19 protein-coding genes are annotated in these 21,572 nt (G+C 64.4%); 11 read left to right on the top strand and 8 right to left on the bottom strand.

Annotated features, from left to right (window positions below; translation table 11 throughout):
- The first annotated feature begins 264 nt into the window (after window positions 1-264).
- Window positions 265-582, top strand: a complete 318-nt coding sequence (locus DSAT_RS04840) for a TusE/DsrC/DsvC family sulfur relay protein (RefSeq protein ID WP_020886474.1) — start codon at window positions 265-267, stop codon at window positions 580-582.
- A gap of 136 nt (window positions 583-718) precedes the next feature.
- Here the strand turns inward: DSAT_RS04840 and DSAT_RS04835 are convergent, their stop codons facing one another.
- Entirely contained in the window at window positions 719-3,526 is a 2,808-nt protein-coding gene (locus DSAT_RS04835; protein WP_020886473.1) for a tetratricopeptide repeat protein, read from the bottom strand.
- Between the two features lie 59 nt (window positions 3,527-3,585).
- Here DSAT_RS04835 and DSAT_RS04830 point away from each other — a divergent pair, with 59 nt between their 5' ends.
- The 4 genes from DSAT_RS04830 to DSAT_RS04815 all read left to right on the top strand — a co-directional run bounded on the left by DSAT_RS04830 (window position 3,586) and on the right by DSAT_RS04815 (window position 6,691).
- The gene (locus DSAT_RS04830) at window positions 3,586-3,975 is read left to right on the top strand and encodes a molybdenum cofactor biosynthesis protein MoaE (RefSeq protein WP_020886472.1); all 390 of its coding nucleotides are present in this window, start codon (window positions 3,586-3,588) and stop codon (window positions 3,973-3,975) included.
- Between the two features lie 82 nt (window positions 3,976-4,057).
- Window positions 4,058-5,191, top strand: coding sequence for a glycosyltransferase family 4 protein (locus DSAT_RS04825; RefSeq protein WP_020886471.1), 1,134 nt, complete (start codon window positions 4,058-4,060; stop codon window positions 5,189-5,191).
- Window positions 5,188-5,922 carry a hypothetical protein gene (locus DSAT_RS04820; protein WP_020886470.1) on the top strand — a complete coding sequence of 245 codons (735 nt, stop codon included), beginning with the start codon at window positions 5,188-5,190 and terminating at the stop codon, window positions 5,920-5,922. The genes DSAT_RS04825 and DSAT_RS04820 overlap by 4 nt, the downstream gene beginning before the upstream one ends.
- A 4-nt stretch (window positions 5,923-5,926) precedes the next feature.
- The gene (locus tag DSAT_RS04815) at window positions 5,927-6,691 is read left to right on the top strand and encodes a UPF0280 family protein (protein WP_020886469.1); all 765 of its coding nucleotides are present in this window, start codon (window positions 5,927-5,929) and stop codon (window positions 6,689-6,691) included.
- A gap of 134 nt (window positions 6,692-6,825) precedes the next feature.
- Here DSAT_RS04815 and dnaA read toward each other — a convergent pair whose 3' ends face one another.
- The 7 genes from dnaA to DSAT_RS04780 all read right to left on the bottom strand — a co-directional run bounded on the left by dnaA (window position 6,826) and on the right by DSAT_RS04780 (window position 13,026).
- Complete coding sequence (gene dnaA, locus DSAT_RS04810) at window positions 6,826-8,187, bottom strand: chromosomal replication initiator protein DnaA (protein ID WP_020886468.1); 1,362 nt, start codon at window positions 8,185-8,187, stop codon at window positions 6,826-6,828.
- Window positions 8,188-8,835: 648 nt separating this feature from the next.
- A complete protein-coding gene (thyX, locus tag DSAT_RS04805; protein ID WP_020886467.1) occupies window positions 8,836-9,474 on the bottom strand; it encodes an FAD-dependent thymidylate synthase in 639 nt (212 codons plus the stop codon).
- Between the two features lie 20 nt (window positions 9,475-9,494).
- Window positions 9,495-10,484 (bottom strand): Holliday junction branch migration DNA helicase RuvB, encoded by a 990-nt coding sequence (gene ruvB / locus DSAT_RS04800; RefSeq protein WP_020886466.1) that lies wholly within the window; start codon window positions 10,482-10,484, stop codon window positions 9,495-9,497.
- Between the two features lie 18 nt (window positions 10,485-10,502).
- Window positions 10,503-11,114: a Holliday junction branch migration protein RuvA gene (gene ruvA / locus DSAT_RS04795; RefSeq protein WP_020886465.1), complete on the bottom strand. Its 612-nt coding sequence runs from the start codon at window positions 11,112-11,114 to the stop codon at window positions 10,503-10,505.
- A gap of 13 nt (window positions 11,115-11,127) precedes the next feature.
- Window positions 11,128-11,652, bottom strand: a complete 525-nt coding sequence (gene ruvC, locus DSAT_RS04790; RefSeq protein ID WP_020886464.1) for a crossover junction endodeoxyribonuclease RuvC — start codon at window positions 11,650-11,652, stop codon at window positions 11,128-11,130.
- A 2-nt stretch (window positions 11,653-11,654) separates the two neighbouring features.
- Window positions 11,655-12,404 (bottom strand): YebC/PmpR family DNA-binding transcriptional regulator, encoded by a 750-nt coding sequence (locus DSAT_RS04785; RefSeq protein ID WP_020886463.1) that lies wholly within the window; start codon window positions 12,402-12,404, stop codon window positions 11,655-11,657.
- A gap of 13 nt (window positions 12,405-12,417) precedes the next feature.
- Window positions 12,418-13,026 carry an RlmE family RNA methyltransferase gene (locus tag DSAT_RS04780; RefSeq protein ID WP_020886462.1) on the bottom strand — a complete coding sequence of 203 codons (609 nt, stop codon included), beginning with the start codon at window positions 13,024-13,026 and terminating at the stop codon, window positions 12,418-12,420.
- A 53-nt stretch (window positions 13,027-13,079) separates the two neighbouring features.
- Here DSAT_RS04780 and DSAT_RS04775 point away from each other — a divergent pair, with 53 nt between their 5' ends.
- From DSAT_RS04775 to DSAT_RS04750, 6 genes are all read left to right on the top strand, one after another.
- Window positions 13,080-14,588, top strand: coding sequence for a glycosyltransferase family protein (locus DSAT_RS04775; protein ID WP_020886461.1), 1,509 nt, complete (start codon window positions 13,080-13,082; stop codon window positions 14,586-14,588).
- Window positions 14,589-14,781: 193 nt separating this feature from the next.
- A complete protein-coding gene (locus tag DSAT_RS04770; RefSeq protein ID WP_020886460.1) occupies window positions 14,782-15,696 on the top strand; it encodes a DUF362 domain-containing protein in 915 nt (304 codons plus the stop codon).
- A 1-nt stretch (window position 15,697) separates the two neighbouring features.
- A complete protein-coding gene (locus tag DSAT_RS04765) occupies window positions 15,698-17,302 on the top strand; it encodes a 4Fe-4S binding protein (protein WP_020886459.1) in 1,605 nt (534 codons plus the stop codon).
- 242 nt (window positions 17,303-17,544) lie between these two features.
- Window positions 17,545-18,162 (top strand): TetR/AcrR family transcriptional regulator, encoded by a 618-nt coding sequence (locus DSAT_RS04760; protein WP_040370805.1) that lies wholly within the window; start codon window positions 17,545-17,547, stop codon window positions 18,160-18,162.
- An 11-nt stretch (window positions 18,163-18,173) separates the two neighbouring features.
- Complete coding sequence (locus DSAT_RS04755) at window positions 18,174-20,297, top strand: SulP family inorganic anion transporter (RefSeq protein WP_020886457.1); 2,124 nt, start codon at window positions 18,174-18,176, stop codon at window positions 20,295-20,297.
- A 29-nt stretch (window positions 20,298-20,326) separates the two neighbouring features.
- Window positions 20,327-21,544: a response regulator gene (locus DSAT_RS04750; RefSeq protein WP_020886456.1), complete on the top strand. Its 1,218-nt coding sequence runs from the start codon at window positions 20,327-20,329 to the stop codon at window positions 21,542-21,544.
- The last annotated feature ends 28 nt before the right edge of the window (window positions 21,545-21,572 follow it).

The raw sequence follows: 21,572 nt of genomic DNA, 5'->3' as shown, positions 1-21,572 counted from the left end.
CAAAACTGATGACAAACAATTCCGTACTTCGCACGGACGGCTGGCCGCCGTGACAAGTGGAGTTCGTCATCGCTTTGTGAAAAAAAAATCAACTATTGACGAAATCGGCGCGCACAATTTAGAACCCATGACGCCCGACACAGCGACTGTCGGCCTACGGGGCCGCAATCGAATACGAGGTGACCGGCCAGAGGTTCCAAGCATTTTGACAGGCCGGTATCAGGGTGCTAAAACCCGCAAACCAACTCTTCAAGGAGGAGAACAATGGCGACTGTCGAATTCCAGGGCAAGACCTTTGAGGTTGACGAGGACGGCTTCCTGCAGAAGTTCGAGGACTGGAGCCCCGAGTGGGTGGAGTACGTCAAGGAGCAGGAAGGCATCAAGGAAATGACCGACGAGCACCAGAAGGTCATCGACTTCCTCCAGGACTACTACCGCAAGAACGGTATCGCCCCGATGGTGCGCATCCTCTCCAAGGTGACCGGCTACAAGCTGAAGCACATCTACGAGCTGTTCCCCTCCGGACCCGGCAAGGGAGCCTGCAAGATGGCCGGCCTGCCCAAGCCCACCGGCTGTGTCTAAACAGCGAACCGCCTTCTGATCATTCGAGCGGGGTCTTCGGACCCCGCTTTTTTTGTCCGCTTCTGCCGCTTCGCGCTTCGTGGCGGAAAAATATCCGCAAGCTTTCCCGCCAGACCGATGCCCGACGGGCGACGTGTTATCTGCCGCCCTTGCTCCGCGCTGTCCCGGCCGAAGCCCCCGCTTGACGGCCAGATTTACCCCCGCTCCTGGCGGGAGCAGCCTTTGCCGCTCCCTTCGCCGCCGTGGCCTTGCCTTTTCCAACTCCGCCCGAAGCGGACGCAGGCTTGCGCCTGCCTCTGGTCTTCTTGCGGCCCGCCTGTTCGCGCAGTTCTTTCTCGTATTCCGCGCTGAAGAGCTCTTCCTTCTTGCGCTCGAACGAGACCGCGGTCTTGATGGCCGCCGCGATCATGGCCACCACGGACAAGATGACGATGAGCCCCTTTTGCAATTGCCACTTCTGCCGGGTGAGCAGATCGAGGGCCCATGATTCGAAGTAGTGCTGCGCCCCGTAGATGATGGCCGGAACCATGACCAGGGCCAAGGCGAGCCCGATGAGCTCCAACCAGATGAAATTTCGCCCCAGGAGCAGGACGAAAAATGTCGAATCGCGGATGATACGCAGCGTCACCAGCCTGCCTTGCAGGACTGTCAGTCGCTCCTCGACATCGGCCAAATAGCCTTGCGCCTTGCGGAAATTCTCCGCGATCTGCATATGCTGGGTGCGCATCCAGTTCAATTTGTCGGCGCAGAAGTTGAAATCGTGGTTGAAATCCCGCAGCAGCTTGGGAAACGGAAACCACGAGGCATCCCGCTGGACGAAGGAGAGGCGCTCAATGAGCTGGGTGACGCGCTTCTCGAAAAGCTTGATCTCCTGGGCCACCTTTTCCTGCAATTCCTGATTGAATATTTTGGTGCCCGCAATGAGGCGGCGGTAGGAGACGAAATTTTCCACCCGGGTCAGGGCGAGAAGTTTGTCGATGCGGGGAGCGGCCACCTCCAGAAACTCGTGTTCCGGCGAAAACCACAAATCGAGTTTACCGGCCAATTCCTCGGCGATCTTCCTGGCCTTGCCCGCCTCGTCCCGGGTCTCGCGCCAGATGTCCCACAAGGCAGACAGGATGCTGAAACGGCCCCGTTCCAATTCTGGATCGATCACGATCCGGTTAAACATGTGAGGATCGCGCTCCACAAGTTGCTGGATGATGCCGATGGCGTGCTCCGTAAAGCCCATCTTGACAAGGCAGACGGCCTGCCTGTACAGCGCGTCGCTCCATCCCCGAGCATGGCCCTCGGCCTGCTTGTAGAGCGCCACGGCCTTGCCGAACTCGTACTGGTATTCCCAGAGCCTGCCCATGAACATGCACAATACGGCCCGCTGCACAGGGGTGTAAGAAAGCCGTTCCGCCTCCTGGAAAAAGAACATGGCCTGCTGGTGGTCGTCGGCCTCCATCAGCAGGAAGGCGTTCAGGGCTCTCGGCTGATAGCTGCGCGGATAGCGGGCCATGGCGTGCGCCGCCAACTGCTCTGCCGAGGCTCGATCGTCCTTGCGCAGGCTCTCCAAGGCATTCCAGATGAACTCGCCTTCCTCGGGACCGAGCGAATCGAAGGCGTCCTCCCAGTCCTTGGAACGGCTGCGCCAGACCATGGCCAGCATGCGCAGTTGGAATGGGAGGGTGTTTTCGAACATGCCCTGGACGAGGAGCCCGGCCCTGCTGTTCGCTTCGAGCAAGGGCGGGATCGCTTGTAGAGGGTTCTTTTGCAAGGCCTCGTCCACTTCGGCGGAGATGGCGCTCAAGTCCTCCACGTTGATGGAGGCCAATTTCTCGAAGACCTTGGGCCTGCCGAGGGGAATTTGGCGCGACGGGCAGGCCGAGGGGCGGTGGTTTTTGAGTCCGCAGTAGAAGCACTCGGCCTCCGTGCCCACGAGAATGCGGCGCGGAAGATCGACCTGAAGCGATCCCGCTCCTGTGCCGTCCTCTCCCGCCTGCGAGAGGCTGACGTAGCACCAGTTGTCAAGTCCCTGGCGCTCGTTGAAATAACTCACGGCGTTGACCGTGAATTCCTCGCCCATGAGGAAGGCGGTACGATAGCTCATGTGCGGATAATCCGGGGATAGCCGATTCCACTCGATGTTCAGTTTGCGCGGCAGATCCTCGTTGAAGTTCAGTCCTTCCTTGCCCACCGCGACCATCACGCACGGCCAATAGTGGGCTTCGGAATCCGCCTTGACTCCGCGCATCAGCGTCAGCATCTCCTTGGTCCATGAGCGCAACAGACGAAGATTTTCAAGAGGAAGGATGAGCGCCGACTCGTTGTAGATGTACTTAAGGCCCATGCGCCGCAACACGGCCTCGGCATTGTTGAAGAAACCGCGCCAGCCCAGGGTGTAGTCGCGCTCACCGGGATTGCCGAGCGGCTTGATGACGAAATACCAGGCCAGAGAAGAGTCGTAGGAAAAGCCCGACTCTGCCTCCAGGCGCTTCCATTCGGCCGCGGCAAGGCCTGGCACGGCGCCCACCGGCTTCAGCGTGAGCCCTGCCAGACCGGCCAGAGCCTCATGGCAGCGAGGATGGACGAGTACCTCGAAGGAATCTGGGGCATGGACTTCCTGCTTGAGCAGTTCGGCCGAAACGGACAGGGATACGTCGTTCTTCCAACCCACGAGAATCGAGGCGGGCACGACCGCGAAAAACAACGGCAAAGGATTGATGCGAGCCCATATCTGTAGGCGGGCGAGCGCCTTGAAGGCCTCGCGTGTGGAGAAGAACCACAGAGCCTGGGAGGCCGAGGCGGACATCTTGACGCCGCCGTGGTCCTCAAGAGTCTGCGTGAGTGCCTTGGAGAGCTGTCCGGACCAGACCATCCAGACGCCAAAACCGCTCGACACCACACGCGCCTGCCCCACGCTCGGCAGATTTTCAACTAACTCGGAAAAGCTATACATCGGCCCGTCCCGAGGGTATTATGTCAGATCAACGACATCCGAAGAGGTCAGATACTCTCATGGACATCTCAAAAACCATTGCCGAACTCAAGAAAGACCCGGAATTCCAAAAAAACGTGGGCATGGTCCTGGTCCATAACGGCGTCGTGCGCGGCTGGTCGCGCGCGGGGCACGAAACCGTCGAAGCCGTGGACATACATGTCGATCGCGACACGGTCGAGGCCATCCGCCGCGACATCGAAGCCAAACCCGGCATCTGGCGCGCCGTGGCCGAGGCCAACGACGGCCTGCTCTTCCCCGGCGACGACGTGCTCTTTCTCCTTGTGGCGGGCGACATCCGCGAGAACGTCAAGCCTGCCCTGGCGGAGTTTCTCGACAGGGTCAAGGCCGAGGCCGTGCACAAGAAGGAGCACGTGGCCGCGCCCGGTGAAGAACGCCGACAATCCTGAAGCAAGATACGAGCCAGCCGTGCTCGAACGCTCACGGAAACATCCTGATGGCGCACCGCGAGGCGACGCCGTACCAGGGCGCGTGGCCATTCTCGTGGAGCGCCTAGCCACCTATGGCGGCACCGAGGTCTTCGCCCGCAGACTGGCCCAGGCCTTGGCGGAAAGGGGACACGAAGTGGACGTGCTCTGCGCCCGTGCCGAAACCGATCCGCCGCCGGGTGTGGGTGTTGTGACGCTCGGCCGCCCGCCCCTGGGCAAGGCGATCAAGGCGGCCTGGTTTGCCATCACCGCCGAGCGCGCCCGCAAACGCGGCCGCTACGATGTCGCCATCTCCTGCGGCAACACCCTGACCCAGGACATCGCCCGCGTCAGCGGCGGCCCCCTGAGGGTATTCCAGGAAAAATCCATCCGCGCCTACCCATACGGCTTGGCCCGTCTCACCAAGCGGCTGCGGCGCGCTCTATCCCCGGCCAACGCCGTGGGTCGGGCCATCCAGCAGCGCCAGTTTGCCGTCCCCGGGCGAGTGGTCTGCGTCTCACACCTCGTGCGCGACTGGATGGCAGAAACGTTCCCCCACCTCGCGGAGCACGGCATGGACGTGGTCTACAACCAACCCGATCTGACGCGTTTCCGTCCGCCGAGCCAAGCCGAGAGAGAGGCCGCGCGAGCCTCCTTCGGCATCGCGACGGGTGAGGCAGTGGTCAGCCTCGCGGGCACGAACTTCATGCTCAAAGGCGTGGCCACGGCCGTGGCCGCAATGGCCGAACTGCCGTCCCACATCCGGCTCCTGGTCGCCGGGGGACGTAATCCCGCTCGCTTCGCCGCGCAGGCCGCACGGCTCGGAGTAGGGAACCGCGTCATCTTTCTTGGCCGGGTCACGGACATGCCCAGGCTCTACCACGCCTCGGATGTCTTCGTGCTGCCAACATTCTACGACACCTGCGCCAACGTGGTCCTGGAAGCGCTGGCCTCGGGCGCCAAAGCCATCACCACGCGCGACAACGGCGCCAGCTTCTTTCTCCCCGCGCATTGCGTACTCGACGATCCGGCAGACTCTCACAGGCTTGCAACACTCATCAAACAGGCATTGAGCGAACCCGCGCCAACCCCGTTCGTCTGGCCGGACGACGTGGCCTGCGGCATTGAGCCTTACGTGGCCCTGGTGGACGAGATCCTAACCACGAAAAGAGCTTCGTCCCGGAAGGAATCACGATGACAACATGCCGCCTTCTCGCTCTGGCCTGCTGCCTGTTCGCCTGCCTATGGCACGGTCCGGTGTCGGCCCAGGGCGACCCGCTCGCCGACTTGCCGCAAAGCGCGGCCGTGACGGGCGTGGGTATGGCCTTTGTGGGACCTCACCCCAAAAACGGCCCGCCGCCCGAACGCGCCGCCCGACGCAAGGCTATCCGCTTGGCGCGGCTCGATGCGCTGGAACAGGCGGTTTTGGCTCACATGGGTCCTGGCCCCACGCGCGACGCCTTCTACCGCGTCCGGCCCCGACTGAACCATATGGCCGACGCCTACCTCGAAGCCGTGCGCCAGACCGGTGAGGAAATGAATGCGCTGGACGCCCTGCAAGTCTCGATCGCGGCTTCGGTGCGGCTTCGCGACATGATGCGCGACGCCCTCGCCCTGGACGAACGAGGACGGCCGCCCTATCCGCCCAGAAACGGCGAACCGCTCACCGTGACCCACGAGGGGCTCTTCTCGCCAGACCGGAGCCGGGAGGTCATGGACTGCCTCGCGAGCGTCCTGCCCGACGCCGGGCAGGCGGTTTTCCTGCGCCACGCGGGCTCCACGGCCACTTACCGCCTGGATTACGTAGGCACTCCAGATGAATTCGCACAGGATCTGAAGTTGAACGCGGTCCAAAGGCAATGCGGGAATTTCGCGCTCATCCGAGGCGAAGGTTCGGTCCTGCGCATCGGCCCCGCCTCCGGAGACTGACGCCATGCCCAAGCCCGGACGCAAAGGCCACCTCGACCCTGCGCGCCGCTACCGCGCCTCCCTGTCCACGCAACCCGGCGAGGTTTCGTTTCAGGTCGTGGTCGAGGAATCCGACCTCATGATCACGGCCCGGCGCGATCTCTCCCATGAAGCCGCCGACGCGGCGCGGCGCCTGCGCGGCGAGATCATGGCCCACGCGGTCCTGTACCCGGAGTTTCTGACCAGCCTTTCGCCCGTGGCCGCGCCTCGCGGCGCACCGCTTATCGCAAGGCGCATGTGCGACGCCGCTGCCAGAACGGGCGTGGGCCCCATGGCGGCAGTGGCCGGAGCAGTAGCCCAAGGCGTGGCCGAGGCGCTGGCAGAGGCGAGCCCGGACGTGCTCGTTGAGAACGGCGGCGACCTCTACGCTCTTTCTACCAGGGAACGCACCATCGGCATCCTGGCCGACCCATCCCATGGTGTGGCTCTGGGCGTAACGATCATGCCTGACGAATTTCCGGTCAGCTTCTGCGCCTCTTCGGGCCGCATCGGCCATTCCCTCTCCTTCGGCGCGGGCGATCTCGTGGCTGTGCGCGCCCGCGACGCGAGCCTGGCCGACGCCGCTGCCACGGCTCTATGCAACCGCTTGCGCTCGTCGCGCGACTTGGCGGCGGTCACGGATCAGGCCATGGCCTGGGAGGAGATCGGGATCGAAGGGGTCTTTGCCCAGTGCGACGGCAGGATCGCCCTTTGGGGACGCATGGAACTAACAGCCATTGCAGGTTCCTGAAAAAACCATTCCACAGACCTTTCACAAAAAGCCGGAGACAAGGCGCACGAAAAATCCAAGGCTGATGCGCAGGAGAACTGTGCGTCGACCTTGGATTTTCACGGCACGCCTCGATGGCGCTTCTTGGTCGGCCCCTACAGATCGAGGACTTCCAGAGCCCGCTCGAACTGACGACCGTGCGGCGTGCGTCGACTTATCTCGCGTTCGACCTTGGTGATGCCCTTGAGGACCGTGGAATGCTTGCGGTTGAAGTGGCGACCGATGTCGTTGAGTGAAAGGTCGGTGTATTTGCGGGCCAGAAAGAAGGCGGTGTTGCGGGCCATGACCACGCCCTGCTTGCGGCTCTTGGAGGCGAGTTCGGGCGGCGCGAGCCTGAAGGTGCGGCACACTGCGTCGATGATCCTGCCGATGTCAGGGCTCTCCTGCTCCTGGGCGTAGTTGGAGAGCACTTGCAGGGCCATCTCCATGGTGATCTGCTCGCGCATGAGCCGGGCTTTGAGGATCAGGTTCTGCAGGCAACTTTCGAGCTGGCGGATGTCGGAGCGGATGCGTTCGGCCAGAACCGACGAGACGTCCTCGGGCAGATGGACCTGATACAGGCTCCTGGCCTTTTGTTCCACGATGCGCATGCGGGTCTCGAAATCGGGCCGCTCGATGACCGTCAAAAAACCCGAGCCAAAGCGCGAGGCCAAGTGGCTGTCCACGCCGGACAATTCCTTGGGCAGGAAAGAGCTCGTGAAAACCACCTTGCTGCCGCGCTCCTGAAGGGCCTTGAGCGTAGCCAAAAGCTCGTCCTGGATCTTCTCCTTACCCTGCAGAAAATGGATGTCCTCCATGAGCAACAGATCCACGTTCTCGCGAAACTCGGATTTGAAGCGGTCGATCTCGTTCATGCGCAAAGCCATGACCATGCGCGTAGCGAATTCTTCGGCCGTGAGATAGCGCAGCCGTACACGGCGGACGTTGGCTTCTTGGAAGAGCTGCTTGCCGATGGCCTGCAAAAGGTGCGTTTTGCCGAGCCCCGGTGCCGAGCACAAAAAAAGCTGGTCCGTGGAGAGCGACTGACGGCACACGCTTTGCGAGGCCGCGTGGGCCAAAGCGTTGTTGGGACCGACCACGAAATCGTCGAATGAGAAACGCCATTGGTAGGATGGGGCCGCGGTCGCGGGCTCGCTGGAGGCGCTCCTGCCGCAGGCGACGTCCATGGTGCGCATGGCCGAGGTGACGAGCGCGGGTTTGGCTCCGGCGAGAGCAGGCTTGGCGCTCGCGGCCCGAACCACGATCTCGGGCGAGACTCCGAGCGCTTGGCTGGCGGCTTCGCGGATCATGCCGACGAGCCTGTCGCGGACCCAGGAGGCGACAAAATCGTTGGGAGCGGTGAGGACGAGATCCCCGCCCTTGAACTCTGCGTTCAGGGGTTTAATCCAGACCTTGAAGAGACCTGGATTCAGCCTTTTTTCGAGGATTTCGAGAATATGCTCCCAGCCGTGTTTCATGGGGAGCAGTCTAAACCAGTTTTCATCGCGTGCCGCAACGCTGGCTGACCGGCTAAATGAAGCCTTGCCCCCGGCATTTTATCTACAGCCTATCCATCTGAAAAACAAAACCTTATTCATTATCTTGGCGATTCTGCGTCTTCGCGCCCCTCCCGTGGAGCCAGCGGGAATCCTGCCTCTTCTCCCCCGCTCCGGTATGCACCCAACAGCGCCGGGGAATTGTTTTCCACAGGCATGAACATAATTTTCTTCCAAAATCGCATTCTTCATTTCATTTTCGCTTTTACGCACAAGTCTCGCAGTTGACATTTTTGCCAGTGCGAAAACCCGAAAAAGACAATAAATATACCTCCAACATACTGAAAATAAAAATATAAACAAATCCGTAACGTTTTCAACGGGCCGCGTTCTCCCCCGCGGAACCATTGATGAAATTCGGGTTTGCCGGACAAAGCGGTCGGCGCAGCATTGCGACAGCCGCGCGCAATCGTCGCTCGCGGCGCCACAACATTTATAATTGCCTATGATTAAACGATTGCCACCTCGAACGACGTAAGGCCGCGGCGCGACAAACGAAACAGCCCGGTCAAGCCGGGCTGTTCGGGATGATATCCAAAATGTGTCGGGGAGGACGGCCCGGCAACGGTCTCAGGTGACGTTGAAGCGGGCCGCGAGATCGCCGAAGAGCGCGGGCAGGCGGCGGTTGAACTCGGCAAGAAGCGGCAGCATGACCTGCCGGATCTGCGGGTGGGCCGGGGTGTCGCAACGAAGCTTCAGCACGTGCCGCCACTCGCGCATGTTGGCGGTCATGACGATCTCGGTCTTCAGGGAATTGGGCAGCACGCTCCGCGCCTCCTGGGCCGTGGCCCCGGCGTCCACCAGATCGAGGTAGGCCTTCTCCGCCGCGAGCATGGCCTGTTTCCAGAGTTCATAGCGCGCGTCGTCCTCGGCCCAGAAATGGGGCCGGATGACCGTGATCTCGCGGCCGAACTTGTCCTTGGCGTAGTTGGCGTAGCGCGTGGACTCCTGGCTGTAGGAGGCCAGGCGGTGGCGCACCAGTTCGTGGGTCACGCCCCTGTCGCAGACGAAGCGCACCGTGGCCCCGGCGTGCTCGATGACCGACTCGTGGCCCGAGCGGACGATGCGGCCGATGAAGTCTGCGGCCGAATCCTCGGTGATGCGGTCCTCGGACTTGTAGCAGACGCGTCCGGCCAGTTCGAGCAGGCGCAAAAGGTCGGCGGGCTCGGCCATATGCATGATCTCGAAGGACGGGTCGATGATGCGCACGCATGCTCCTTGCAAAACGGCTAGATGATTTTCAGATGGGTGTAGGCCTTGGCCGTGGCCACGCGACCGCGCGGAGTGCGCTTCATGAAGCCGCACTGGATCAGGTAGGGCTCGTAGATCTCCTCGATGGTCCGCACTTCCTCGGAGAGGGCCACGGCCAGCGTCTTTACACCCACGGGTCCGCCCTGGAACTGCTCGATGAGCACGCCCAGGATGGCCCTGTCCATCTGGTCCAGGCCGTGCGGGTCCACGTCCATGCGATCGAGGGCGGCTACGGCCACGGCCTCGTCGATGACCTCGGCCCCCTGCACCAGGGCGAAGTCGCGCACCCGGCGGAGAAGTCGGCCCGCGATGCGCGGCGTGCCACGGGCGCGCCTGCCGATGGCCATGGCGCCCTCGCGGGTCACGCGCGCGCCCGTGATCCTGGCCGCGCGCTCCACGATCAAGGCCAATTCGTCGTGACCGTAGAAATCCAGGCGGAAGATGACCCCGAAGCGGTCGCGCAGCGGCGACGTGAGCAGCCCGATGCGCGTGGTCGCGCCCACCAGGGTGAAGGGTTCGAGGTCGATCTTGACCGACCGCGCGCCCGGCCCCTGGCCGATGATCAGGTCGATCCTGAAATCCTCCATGGCCGGATAGAGGACCTCTTCCACACTCGCCGGCATGCGATGAATCTCGTCCACGAAGAGGATATCGTGGCGGCCCAGGTTGGTCAGGATGGCCGCAAGGTCGCCGGTGCGTTCGAGCACGGGACCCGACGTCGAAACCATGTTCACGCCCATCTCCGCGGCCATGATCCGGCACAGCGTCGTCTTGCCCAGGCCCGGGTTGCCGTAGAAGAGCGTGTGGTCCAGCGCCCGGCCGCGCTCACGGGCAGCCTGAAGATAGACGGAAAGATTGGCCCGCAGGTCGTTCTGGCCGATGAACTCGGACAGCCGCTCGGGCCTGATGGCGTCGTCGGCGCAGCCGGTGGGGCCGACCTGCGGGATGGGAGGCGTGTCGAATTGCATCTGTCTTCCTGAAGACGGCTAGGAGCTTTTCGCCCGAGCGATGGCCTGCAAGGCCTTGCGCAGCGCGGCCGCAACGTCGAGATCCGGCTCGCGCTCCAAAACCTCGCGCACGAGGGGCGCGGCATCCTCTTCGCTGTAGCCCAGGTTGACGAGCCCGGCAAGAACGTCTCGAAAGACCCCTCGCGCCTGCTCCGGGGCCTTGGCCGCGTGGGCGGCAACGCCCTTCTTGTCCAGCTTGTAGCGCAGTTCGAGCAGCATCTGCTGCGCGGTCTTCTTGCCGATGCCCGAGATGCTCGTCAGGGCCGCCACGTCCTCTTCCATGACGATGCGCACGAGATCGTCGGGACCGTACTGGTTGACCACGGAGAGGGCCTTGCGCGGGCCAAAGCCGGAGATGGCGATCAGGGTGCGGAAGGCCTCGCGCTCCTCGCGGCTCTCGAAACCGTAAAGCTCGCGCGCGTCGTCGCGGATGACGAGGTGCAGGTAAAAAGCGACGTCCGCCCCGCGTTGCGGCAGATTGGCCAGCGTCTTGTGCGCCAGATGCACTTCGTAGCCCAGCCCCCCGGCCGTGAGCACGGTGCAGCCGCGCTCGTCCATCTCGAAAAGCGCGCCGCGAATGTAGGCGATCATCGGGCGGCTCCCGTCATTTGACGCACCCCGTCAGGCGGCGCATGCGCCGCTCGTTCAGATGGCACACGGCCACGGCCAGGGCATCGCTGGCGTCGGCGGGAAGCCGACCGGAAACGCCCAGCACGCGGGCGATCATGAAGGCCACTTGGTCCTTGTCCGCACGGCCCACCCCGACCACGGCCTTCTTGACCACCGTGGGTTCGTAGGAGGCCACGGGCAACCCGGCCACGGCGCAGGCGGCCATGGCCGCGCCGCGCGCCTGCCCGAGCTTGATGGCCGACATGGTGTTGCGGCTGACGAAGACGTTCTCCAGGGCCGCTTCCACCGGGCAATGCCGGACGATGAGCGCGCTGAGTTCCGTGTGGATGCGGCCAAGGCGCGCGGCCATGTCCGCCGCGCCAAGGGAAATGACTCCGGCGTCGACAAAGACGAGCCTGCCGCCGTCGTCGCGGACCAGCCCGTAGCCGGTGACGCGCGAGCCCGGATCGAGCCCGAGCACCACCAGGGGCGGGTTCGGTCGATCCGAGGGCGCGGTCACGTTCAGCCTTCCATCTCCGCCAGCACTTCGTCGGGCAGGTCGAAGTTGGCGTAGACGTTTTGCACGTCGTCATTGTCCTCAAGCATGTCGAGCAACGCCAGGACCTTCCGGCCGGTCTCGGCGTCGACCGGGACGGTGTTCTTGGGCAGCATGGTCACCTTGGCCTCGGAATAGGCCAGGGAAGCCGCGTCCAGGGCCTGCTGCACCGCGCCGAAATCCTCGAAGGCGCAATGCATCTCGAAGACCTCGCCCTCATCCTTCACGTCCTCGGCTCCGGCTTCGAGCGCGGCTTCCATGAGCTGCTCCTCGGTGAAATTCTCCGCCGGGAAGAGGAACATGCCCTTGCGCTCGAACATCCAGGCCACGGAGCCGGACTCGCCCAGGTTGCCGCCGCGCTTGCCGAAGATGTGACGGATTTCCGCCACCGTGCGGTTCTTGTTGTCCGTGGCGGTCTCCACGATCACGGCCACGCCGCCGGGGGCGTAGCCCTCGTAGAGGATCTCGTCGAGCTGCTCGGCCTGCAGTTCGCCCGTGCCCTTCTTGATGGCCGTCTCGATCTTGTCCTTGGGCAGGTTGATGGACTTGGCGTAGCTGATGGCCTGGCGCAGGCGGTTGTTGGCCGCCGGGTCGCCGCCGCCGAGCCTGGCCGCGAGCATGAGCTCCTTGGCCGCCTTGGTGAACAGCTTGCCGCGCTTGGCGTCCTGTGCGCCCTTCCTGATCCTGATGTTGGCCCATTTGCTGTGTCCGGCCATGCGAATGCGTCTCCTAGGGATTGTCCGCGTCCAGGCCCTTGTAGCCCAGACCGATGATGAATGTTTCCTTGCTCTCCTCGCGGGAGCTTTTCGGCTTGAATATCTTGACCGAGGTGAATGCGCGGCGCACGTCGTCGACAAAGGCCTTGGTGTCCGGCCCCTCGAAGTTCTTCACCACGAACCCGCCGCCCTGTATCAGGACGAGCCGCGCCAGCGCAAGGGCCTCCTGGCAGAGGTTCATGGAGCGCGCCTGGTCGGTGAACTTGACCCCGGTGGTCTTGGGCGCCATGTCGGAGATCACGGCGTGAAAGGGCTTCCATTCGTCCAGGAGGGCCGAGAATCCGGGACTGCGCTCGAACACGTCCTCCACCAGGAAGGTCACGTTCTCCGGGAACGTCGTGTCCGTTTCCTGGATGTCGCAGCCGAGCACCCGGCCCGAAGCCCCCACGACCTTGGCCGCGTAAAGCGTCCACGAGCCGGGGGCCGCGCCGAGATCCAAAACCTTCATGCCGGGCTTGAGCAGGCCGAAGCGGTTGTTGATTTCCTTGAGTTTGTATACAGAGCGGGCAGGATAACTCTCCTGCTTGGCCTTCTTGAAATAATGATCGCGATAGGTTTTCATTTCATCCGCATCCAGCCGCGACTCTACAGAAAACCCTCCCCGGAGTACAGCCCATGACACGCCCCGAACGCCTGAGCATCACCGCCGAAAACGGCAGGCCCATGGCCCTGCAGGAAGGCGAGGGACAGTTCGAGGCCCTGGGCGCTGGCGACCAGCTCGTGGTTTTGGGCCTTGGCCCGGACCCGGCCCTGCTGGCCGAGCTTTTGCCCGCCGAGGGGGTGTTCTACGTGGAGCACCCGGACTTCGAGGCCGCCATGCCCGCGCGCTGGGTCGCCTCCATCCCCGCCACCTGGGAACGCATCGGGCCGGAGCGCGCCGAAACGGCCCTTGGCAAGGGCTGCCGCGTCCTCATCTACAGGCCGAACCTGCGTCTCTTCCCATCGTTTTGGGGCAGGCTCTGGGCCAAGGCGCAAGTGGCTTCCATAGCTCCAGGCCCGGCCACGGCCGAGGTCTGGCTGCCCGCGCGAGAAACCTCGCTGCTTGCGGCCGAACTCACGGACGCCTTCGAGCAGGCCGGATTTTCCGTGCGCCACCTGGACCCAGGGCACACGGCCACGGCCATCCCGCGCCTGCTGCGCGAGGCCACTCCCGCCCTGTTCCTGAGCGTCAACTTCGCCGGACTGGACGCCTGGGGCGAGACCTTCCGGCTTTTGCAGGCCGCCGGGACGCCCGTGGCAGTGTGGTGCGTGGACAATCCCCTGCACCTGCTCTCGGGGCTCAGGGCGGGTTTTTGGCGCGAGACGCTTTTGTGCATCACGGACGACTCCTTCACCGCGCCGCTCATGGAGCTTGGCGCGCGCGCCGTGGCCCATTTGCCGCTTGCGGCCTGGCCGCGCTTCGCCGCCACGGCGCAGCCCGGCGAGCATGCGGACCTGCGCGACCGCCTAGTCTTCGTGGGCCGTTCCGAATTCCCCGACCGCGCGGGCTTTTTCTCCGGGATACAGTTGCCGCCCGACGCCCGCGAGACCGCCCTGCGCATGATCGCCCGCGGTCAGCGGCCGGACTACGCCTGGTGGCTCAGGGTGCTGGACGCGGGCCCCTTGTGGCCCGGCCGCGCGGCCCGCGAACCGGGCCTGGGCGCGGAGGAAAGCGCGCAGGCGATGCGCGCGGCCTGTCTTCGCGCCTGCGCGCGCAGCCTGCCCCTCACGGTTTACGGCGACGACGGCTGGGACGCGCTCGTGCCCGAACTTTCCGACCGCCGCGACCCCGTGGACTACTACGGCCCCCTGGCGGGAATCTACGCCGCCGCCGGGGCCGTCCTGAACGTCACGAGCCTGCTTCTGCCCGCCGGGCTCACGCAGCGCCATTTCGACGTCTGGGCCGCGGGCGGTTTTTTGCTCAGCGACGCCACGCCGGGCCTTGGCGTCTTTCCGGTGGAGCTTTCCCGGCCCATATCCTTCGCCAAGCCCGAGGAAGCCGTCACCTTGTTCGGCCACTTCGCCGCCCACCCGGAGGAGCGCGCCGACCTCGCCGGGGCCTGGCGCGAGCACATCCTGGCTCACCACACCTATGCGCACCGGGTCCGCACGGTGCTCGACCTCCTGGGCATCTCCGCTCCTTGACCCATCTTGCAGACGACCTGATTCATTCAATAAGCCATAAAACCGTCATTTCGGAACGTTACCAGTTTCCCGACGCGCCCGCTCCGGAAATTGTTGCCCTTTGGCGTGAAAAACGTCAGGTTATGGACCATGAGCGTGGCCCCGACCGCGCCCCTCTGACGCAAGCGAGCGCCTTTGGGCGCGAGGAGGACCGATGCGCCGCAGGGAATTTCTCAAATGGCAACTCTCCGGAGCGCTGTGGCTGGCCGCCGGAGCGCCGTTCATCGACCCGCGACCGGCCCTGGCCGCGACGCCGGACATCGCCGTGGCCACTGGAGAAGCCAGGGCCGCGACGCACGCGGCCGTCAAAATGCTCGGCGGCATGAAACGTTTCGTCGCGCCCGGCCAGCGGGTGCTCATCAAGCCCAACATGAGCTTCGCCACGGAAGCGGACTACGGCGCCAACACCCACCCCGAGGTGGTGGCGGCCCTGGCCGAGATGTGCCGCGACGCGGGCGCGTCGAGCATCCTGGTCATGGACAACCCCCTCTCGCAGCCCGAGGAGTGCATGGTGCGCTCGGGCATCCGCGAGGCCTGCCGCGACATCGGCCGCGACATCGTGCAAGCGCCCACGGCCAGCCGCTTCTTCCGCGAAGAGGACATTCCCGGCGCGCTCTCCATGGGCGCGAACGCCTTTTTGCGCGAGGCGCTTGAGGCCGACGTGATCATCGCCGCGCCCACGGCCAAATCGCACGGCTCCACAGGCGTGAGCCTGGGCCTCAAGGGCATGATGGGCCTCATCTCGAACCGGGGCGTGATGCACTGGCGCTACGATCTGGACACGGCCATCGTGGACCTGAACACCAAGCTGCGCGCGGCCTTGACCGTCGTGGACGGAATATACGTCCTGACCACGGGCGGCCCATATGGCCCCGGCAAGGTCGTCAAGGCCGACACGGTCATCGCCTCGGCCGACATCGTGGCCGCCGACGCTTACGCCGTGGAGGCCTTCGAGTGGTACGGCCGCAGCTTCGAGGCACGGCAGGTCAAGCATCTGCGGCTGGCGCACGAGCGGGGGCTTGGCCGCATGGACGTGGCCGCGCTGAACGTGCAACGGATCGCGCTCTGAGATGACTCTGCGCGGCGCGGTCCAGGCCGTCTCCCTGGCCGCCTTCGTCCTTCTGGTTCTGGGCGCGGCCGAGGCCCTGCTGGGCCAGCCGGGCCGTGACCTCTTCGTGCGGCTCGATCCTGCGGCCGCGCTCGTCACCCTCCTGGCCGACCGTTCGTTGACCGTGAAGATCGCGCCGGGACTCGTCGTGCTGGCCACGGGACTCGTGCTCGGCCGCGCCTTCTGTGGCTTCGTCTGCCCCCTGGGCGCGACCATCGACGCCACGGACCGGCTGCTTCGCCACTTCCGGACCTCGCCGCCGCGCCTGCCCGCGTGGCCCAAGTTCGCCGTGCTCGCGGCCATGCTCGCGGCCGCCGCGTTCGGCGTGTCGCTGGCCTTCGCCGCCGCCCCCTTGCCCCTGGCCGCGCGGCTCTACGGCCTGGCCGTGCAGCCGCCCCTGGCCCTTGCGGCCGACCTGGGACTGCATCTTTTCGCGCCGCTGGCCCGCGAGGCCGGAATGCTCGGCCTAGCCTACGCCGAAATCCCGGTGCCGGCTTACGACACCCTCGTTTTCGTGCTGGTCTTTTTCACGCTGGTCATCGGGGCGGGAGCCTTCGTCCGCCGCGCCTGGTGCCGGATGCTCTGCCCGGCCGGGGCCGGGCTCGGCCTTTTGGCCCTGGCCTCGCCCTTCCGGCGGCGCGTCTCAAGCGCCTGCACGGCCTGCGGCCGCTGCGCGCGCGTCTGCCCGTCCGGGGCCATTCAGCCCGGGCCAAGGCAAGACTTCGCGGCCACCCGCCATGTGGAGTGCTTCGCCTGCCTGCGCTGCCGCGACGCCTGTCCGGAGCGGGCCATATCCTTCATGCCCAGGGCGGGTAGGAACGCGGCCACGACCGCCCCCACGGGCTCGCCCGGATTCTCGCCGCTGCGCCGGGCCATCATCGGCGGGGCCGCGACCGGCGCGGGCCTGGCCGTGCTCGGCCTCGCCGGTCCGGCGCTCGGACGGCCAGCAGGCGTGGTGCGCCCGCCCGGCAGCCTTCCCGAGGACGATTTCCTGGCCCGCTGCGTGCGCTGCGGGCTGTGCGCCGCGGCCTGTCCCACGAACACGTTGCAGCCCGCCTGGTTCGCGGCCGGAGGGCTCGGCCTCTTCAGCCCGGTGGTCACGCCCGCCGTCGGATTCTGCAATCCCGCCTGCCACGCCTGCGCCCCGGCCTGCCCCACTGCGGCCATCCTGCCCCTGGGCGAGGAGCGCACCTTCGCCAAAATCGGCACGGCCGAAGTGGTGCGCAAAAAATGCCTGGCCTGGGAGGACAAGAAGAAGTGTCTGGTCTGCGACGAAGTCTGCCCCTACGACGCGGTGGACCTGAAACCCGAGCCCGGCAATCCCGTGGCCGTGCCGCACGTGGACGAAAAGCGCTGCGCGGGCTGCGGCTTTTGCGAGCGTTACTGCCCGGTGCCGGGCGAAAAGGCCATCGTGGTACGGCCAAAAGACGCCATCCGCCTGCGCCGGGGCAGCGCGGCCCAGGCGGCGCAGGCCCGCGGCCTGCGCCTGGAGTTCAAGCCCAAGGAGCCCGGCGCGCTCGTCTTCGACGAGGACTACGAAGGCCTGCCGCCGGGCTTTTCGGAATAGCTCCGCCATCCTCACACTACCGCTTCCGCCCGTTTGGCTTCCCCCAAAACCTCTTTCAGGCCCGCGCAGCGACGCGCCTGCCATCTCTCCAATATTTATCCATGATTCTAGCCTATTAGCTCAGGATTGACCGTCCAGGTTTTTTTTACATGCCCGCGCGCACCCCCCTTGACACCCAAGGTGGCGAGGCGTACTTGCAAATTCTGAGTGAGTACTCAGTACAAATTTTGACGAGCAGAGGAATGAAGAAACGCGATCTGATCATCGACAACGCAGCCTGGCTGTTCGCCCACAAGGGCTTTCGCGACACCTCCACGGCCGAACTTGCCGAATTGGCCGGGGTGGCCGAAGGCACGATCTTCTATCATTTCGGCAACAAAGAACGCTTATTCCTGGCCGTGCTCGAAAACATCAAGTCGCGAATCCTGGCTGAGTTCGACACCTATTTCAGTGACGCCAGCTTCGAAAACGGCGTGGAGATGGCACTCGGCGCGGTCAGCTTCTACATCTATCTCGCGGGCAGGCTCGAAAGCCGCTTTCTGCTCTTGCACCGCACCTTCCCCTACGAGCTCGCGCGCAGCAACCCCGTCTGCCGAGAGACCCTGGAGGCCATCTACAACGCCGTGGCCGACATCTTCGAAGACGCCGTGGCCCGGGGGATCGAGGATGGCTCCGTGGACCCTGAAGTGAATCCCCGCAAGACCGGGCTCCTCCTCTTTACCATGGCCGACGGCCTGGTGCGCTTCAAGACCAACAACCTGTACGACGCCGGAGCCCTCTACGGGGAACTCATGGCCTCGTGCAGGCGGATGATCGAGGGACGAAGCGGCTGCGCTTCGAATGAATCGACCGAATCATGACAGGTGGGACCATGCTGACGAAAATCTTTCCTTTTCTCGACTGGTTCAAGGGGTACGGAGGGTCGGCGCTCAGGGCCGACGCCTTGGCCGGACTCACGGTGGCCCTGGTGCTCATCCCGCAATCCATGGCCTACGCCCAGCTTGCGGGCATGCCAGCCTACTACGGGCTCTATGCGGCCCTGCTACCGCCGATGATTGCGGCACTCTTCGGCTCCAGCCGACAACTCGCCACCGGACCGGTGGCCGTGGTTTCGCTCATGACCGCCGCCTCTCTCGCCCCGCTGGCCACACAGGGCAGCGAGCACTACATCGCCTACGCCATCCTCCTGGCGCTGCTCGTGGGCGTCTTCCAGCTTCTTCTGGGCGTGCTCAAGCTCGGCCTCGTGGTCAATTTCCTCTCGCACCCCGTGGTCGGCGGCTTCACCAACGCGGCCGCCATCATCATCGCCACTTCGCAGCTTTCCAAGATGTTCGGCGTTTCAGTGGACACGGCCGAGCACCACTACGAAACGATCATGGCCGTGGTCTCATCGGCCATCAATTACACCCACTGGCCAACATTCCTGATGGGGGCGCTGGCCTTCGCGCTCATGTTCGGCCTGAAAAAGACCATGCCCAAAATTCCAGGCGTCCTCGTGGCCGTGGCCCTGACCACGCTCATCTCCTGGGCCTTCGGTTTCAACCACGACACCCGCGCGCCGCTTTCATCCGTGCAGTCCTCCGAGGCGGTGGAACTCGTCCAGCGCTTCAACACCGCCGTCACGAGCGTCACACCCCTGGCGGAAAAGAGAACCATGCTGAACGCCCAACTCGACCAGGCTCAAGCCTCGGGCGACGGCCTGCTGGTTCTGGACGTCAAGCATCAGCTCGACGTGCTCGCCGTGGAGATGACTCGACTGCAGGAAGAGGCCCACCTGCACCGCGAGAGCCTGCGGCTGATGCTTTTCGAGGGGGTGGATCAGGGAAGCGGACTATCCTTCTATCCCAAGGGTGAAGTACCGGCCGGTCTCTCCGGCGACGGCCGCACCTGGAGAATCAGGGTTGGCAACAGGCCGATCGACGAACGCGGCCTGCTCATGACAGGCGGCGGGGCCATCGTCGGCTCCATTCCGAGCGGCCTGCCCGACTTCTCGATTCCTGCCCTCGATATCCCTGTCATCCTCAAGCTCTTCCCCTACGCCGCGATCATCGCCCTGCTCGGCTTCATGGAGGCCATCTCCATCGCCAAGGCCATGGCCGCCAAAACAGGCCAGCGGCTGGATCCGAACCAGGAACTCATCGGCCAGGGCATGGCCAACATCCTCGGCTCCATAGGCCAGAGCTACCCTGCCTCGGGTTCCTTCTCCCGCTCGGCCGTCAACCTTCAGGCCGGAGCGCAGACCGGATTCTCCAGCGTGTTCACGAGCCTCGCCGTGCTCGTCGTTCTCTTTTTCTTCACGCCTCTGCTCTACCACCTTCCCCAGAGCGTGTTGGCGGCGGTGATCATGATGGCCGTCATCGGCCTGATCAACGTTTCCGGTATCGTGCACGCCTGGAAGGCACAGTGGTACGACGGCGTCATTGCCCTGATCTCGTTCCTGTGCACCCTGGCCTTCGCCCCGCATCTGGACAAGGGCATCATGGTCGGCGTCGCGCTTTCGCTGGCGGTGTTCCTGTACAAGAGCATGCGGCCCACCGTGACCTCTCTCTCGCGCACAGAGGACCAAGCGTTGCGTTCGGCTGGCCTGCACGGCCTCAAGGAGTGCGCCTATATCGACCTGATCCGGTTCGACGGCCCGTTGTTCTTCGCCAACGCGAGCTTCCTGGAGGACCAGATCACCTCGCGCATGAGCGCCAAGAAGGATCTGAGGCATATCATCATCGCAGCATCGGGCATCGCCGACATGGACGCCTCGGGCGAGGAAACTCTATCTCTGCTCGTGGACCGCGTTCGCAGCGCGGGCATCGACATCTCGCTTTCGGGCGTCAATGAATCGGTCATGAAGGTTCTTGAACGCACCCACCTCATCGAAAAGATCGGCCGCGACCACGTCTATCCGACCATGGATCGCGCCGTGTGTTCCGTCCACGCCGAGGCCCATCGCGACAGTCGCGAGGAGAATTGTCCGCTGACCAATGTCTGCCGCCTGGCCTAGTCCAAGCGCGAGAATCAAGGAGGAATCCCGTGTCCGTCATTTCCATCTTCTCCGCCGCATACTGCTCCGCGGACCAGGTCGTTGGCGAGGTCGTGGATCATCTCGGCTGCCGACTGCTCGACGATGACTCACTCTGCCAGGACGCGGCCCGGCTTGCCGGCGTGTCCGCCGACAAAATCCAGCGCGCCTTCCATGCCAAGACGTCGGTCTTCAACAAATTCACTCATGAGAAGGAACGCGCCGTGGCCTGGCTCAAGCTCGCCCTCGCCCAGGCCATGCAGGACGACGGCCTGTTGATCTCGGGTTTCGCCAGCCTACTCGCCCCGCGCACCGTGACCCATGCACTGCGCGTTTGCCTCGTGGCCGACACCGAGTACCGGCTGGGCGAGGCTGCCAAGTCGGGCGTCTCCGAAAAGGAGGCCTTGCGCCGACTGCGCGAGGCGGACGAGGACGCCGCCGCCTGGGCCGAAGTCGCGTGTGGCTTCAAGGATCCGTGGGACAGCGCCCTGTATGATGTGGTATTGCCCATGGACAAAAAGCCCATCGCGGAAGCCGGGTCGATCATCGTCCGCAGCGCGGCCAGGGAGGCCCTGGCCGTGACCGAGGCATCACGGGCGGCGGCAGCCGACTTCCTGCTCGCAGCGCGTGTCGAGGCCGTGCTCGTGGGCGAAGGGCATACGGTCGGCGTCGAGGCCCGAAACGGAAACATTACGCTGAGCATCAACAAAAACGTGCTCATGCTCGGTCGGCTGAAGGAGGAACTCGCCCGCATCGCCAAGAGCGTGCCCGGCGTGGAAGACGTGGAGACCAAGGTGGGCAAGGACTTCTATCAGGCAGACATCTATCGCCGCGCGGACTTCACGCTGCCCGGCAAGGTGCTGCTCGTGGACGACGAGCGGGAGTTCGTCGAAACCCTCTCCGAACGCCTGCTCATGCGCGACATGGGCTCGGCTGTGGTATACGATGGCGAGTCGGCCCTGGAGATGATCGAGGCCGACGAGCCGGAGGTCATGATCCTCGACCTGAAAATGCCCGGCATCGACGGCATCGAGGTGCTGCGCCGCGTCAAGCAGACCAACCCGGCCATCGAGGTCATCATCCTGACGGGGCACGGCTCGGAAGCCGACCGGGAGCAGTGCATGGAACTCGGCGCCTTCGCCTATCTGCAAAAGCCCGTGGACATCGACAAGCTCTCCGAAACCCTCAAGGCGGCCAACGAAAAGATCCACGCCGCCCGCAAGGACTAGGCCAGACACAGGACGCGAAGGGAGAAGG

Source organism: Alkalidesulfovibrio alkalitolerans DSM 16529, from assembly GCF_000422245.1.
GTDB classification, from domain to species: Bacteria; Desulfobacterota; Desulfovibrionia; order Desulfovibrionales; family Desulfovibrionaceae; genus Alkalidesulfovibrio; species Alkalidesulfovibrio alkalitolerans.
This window is presented reverse-complemented; position numbering and strand designations above follow the sequence as displayed.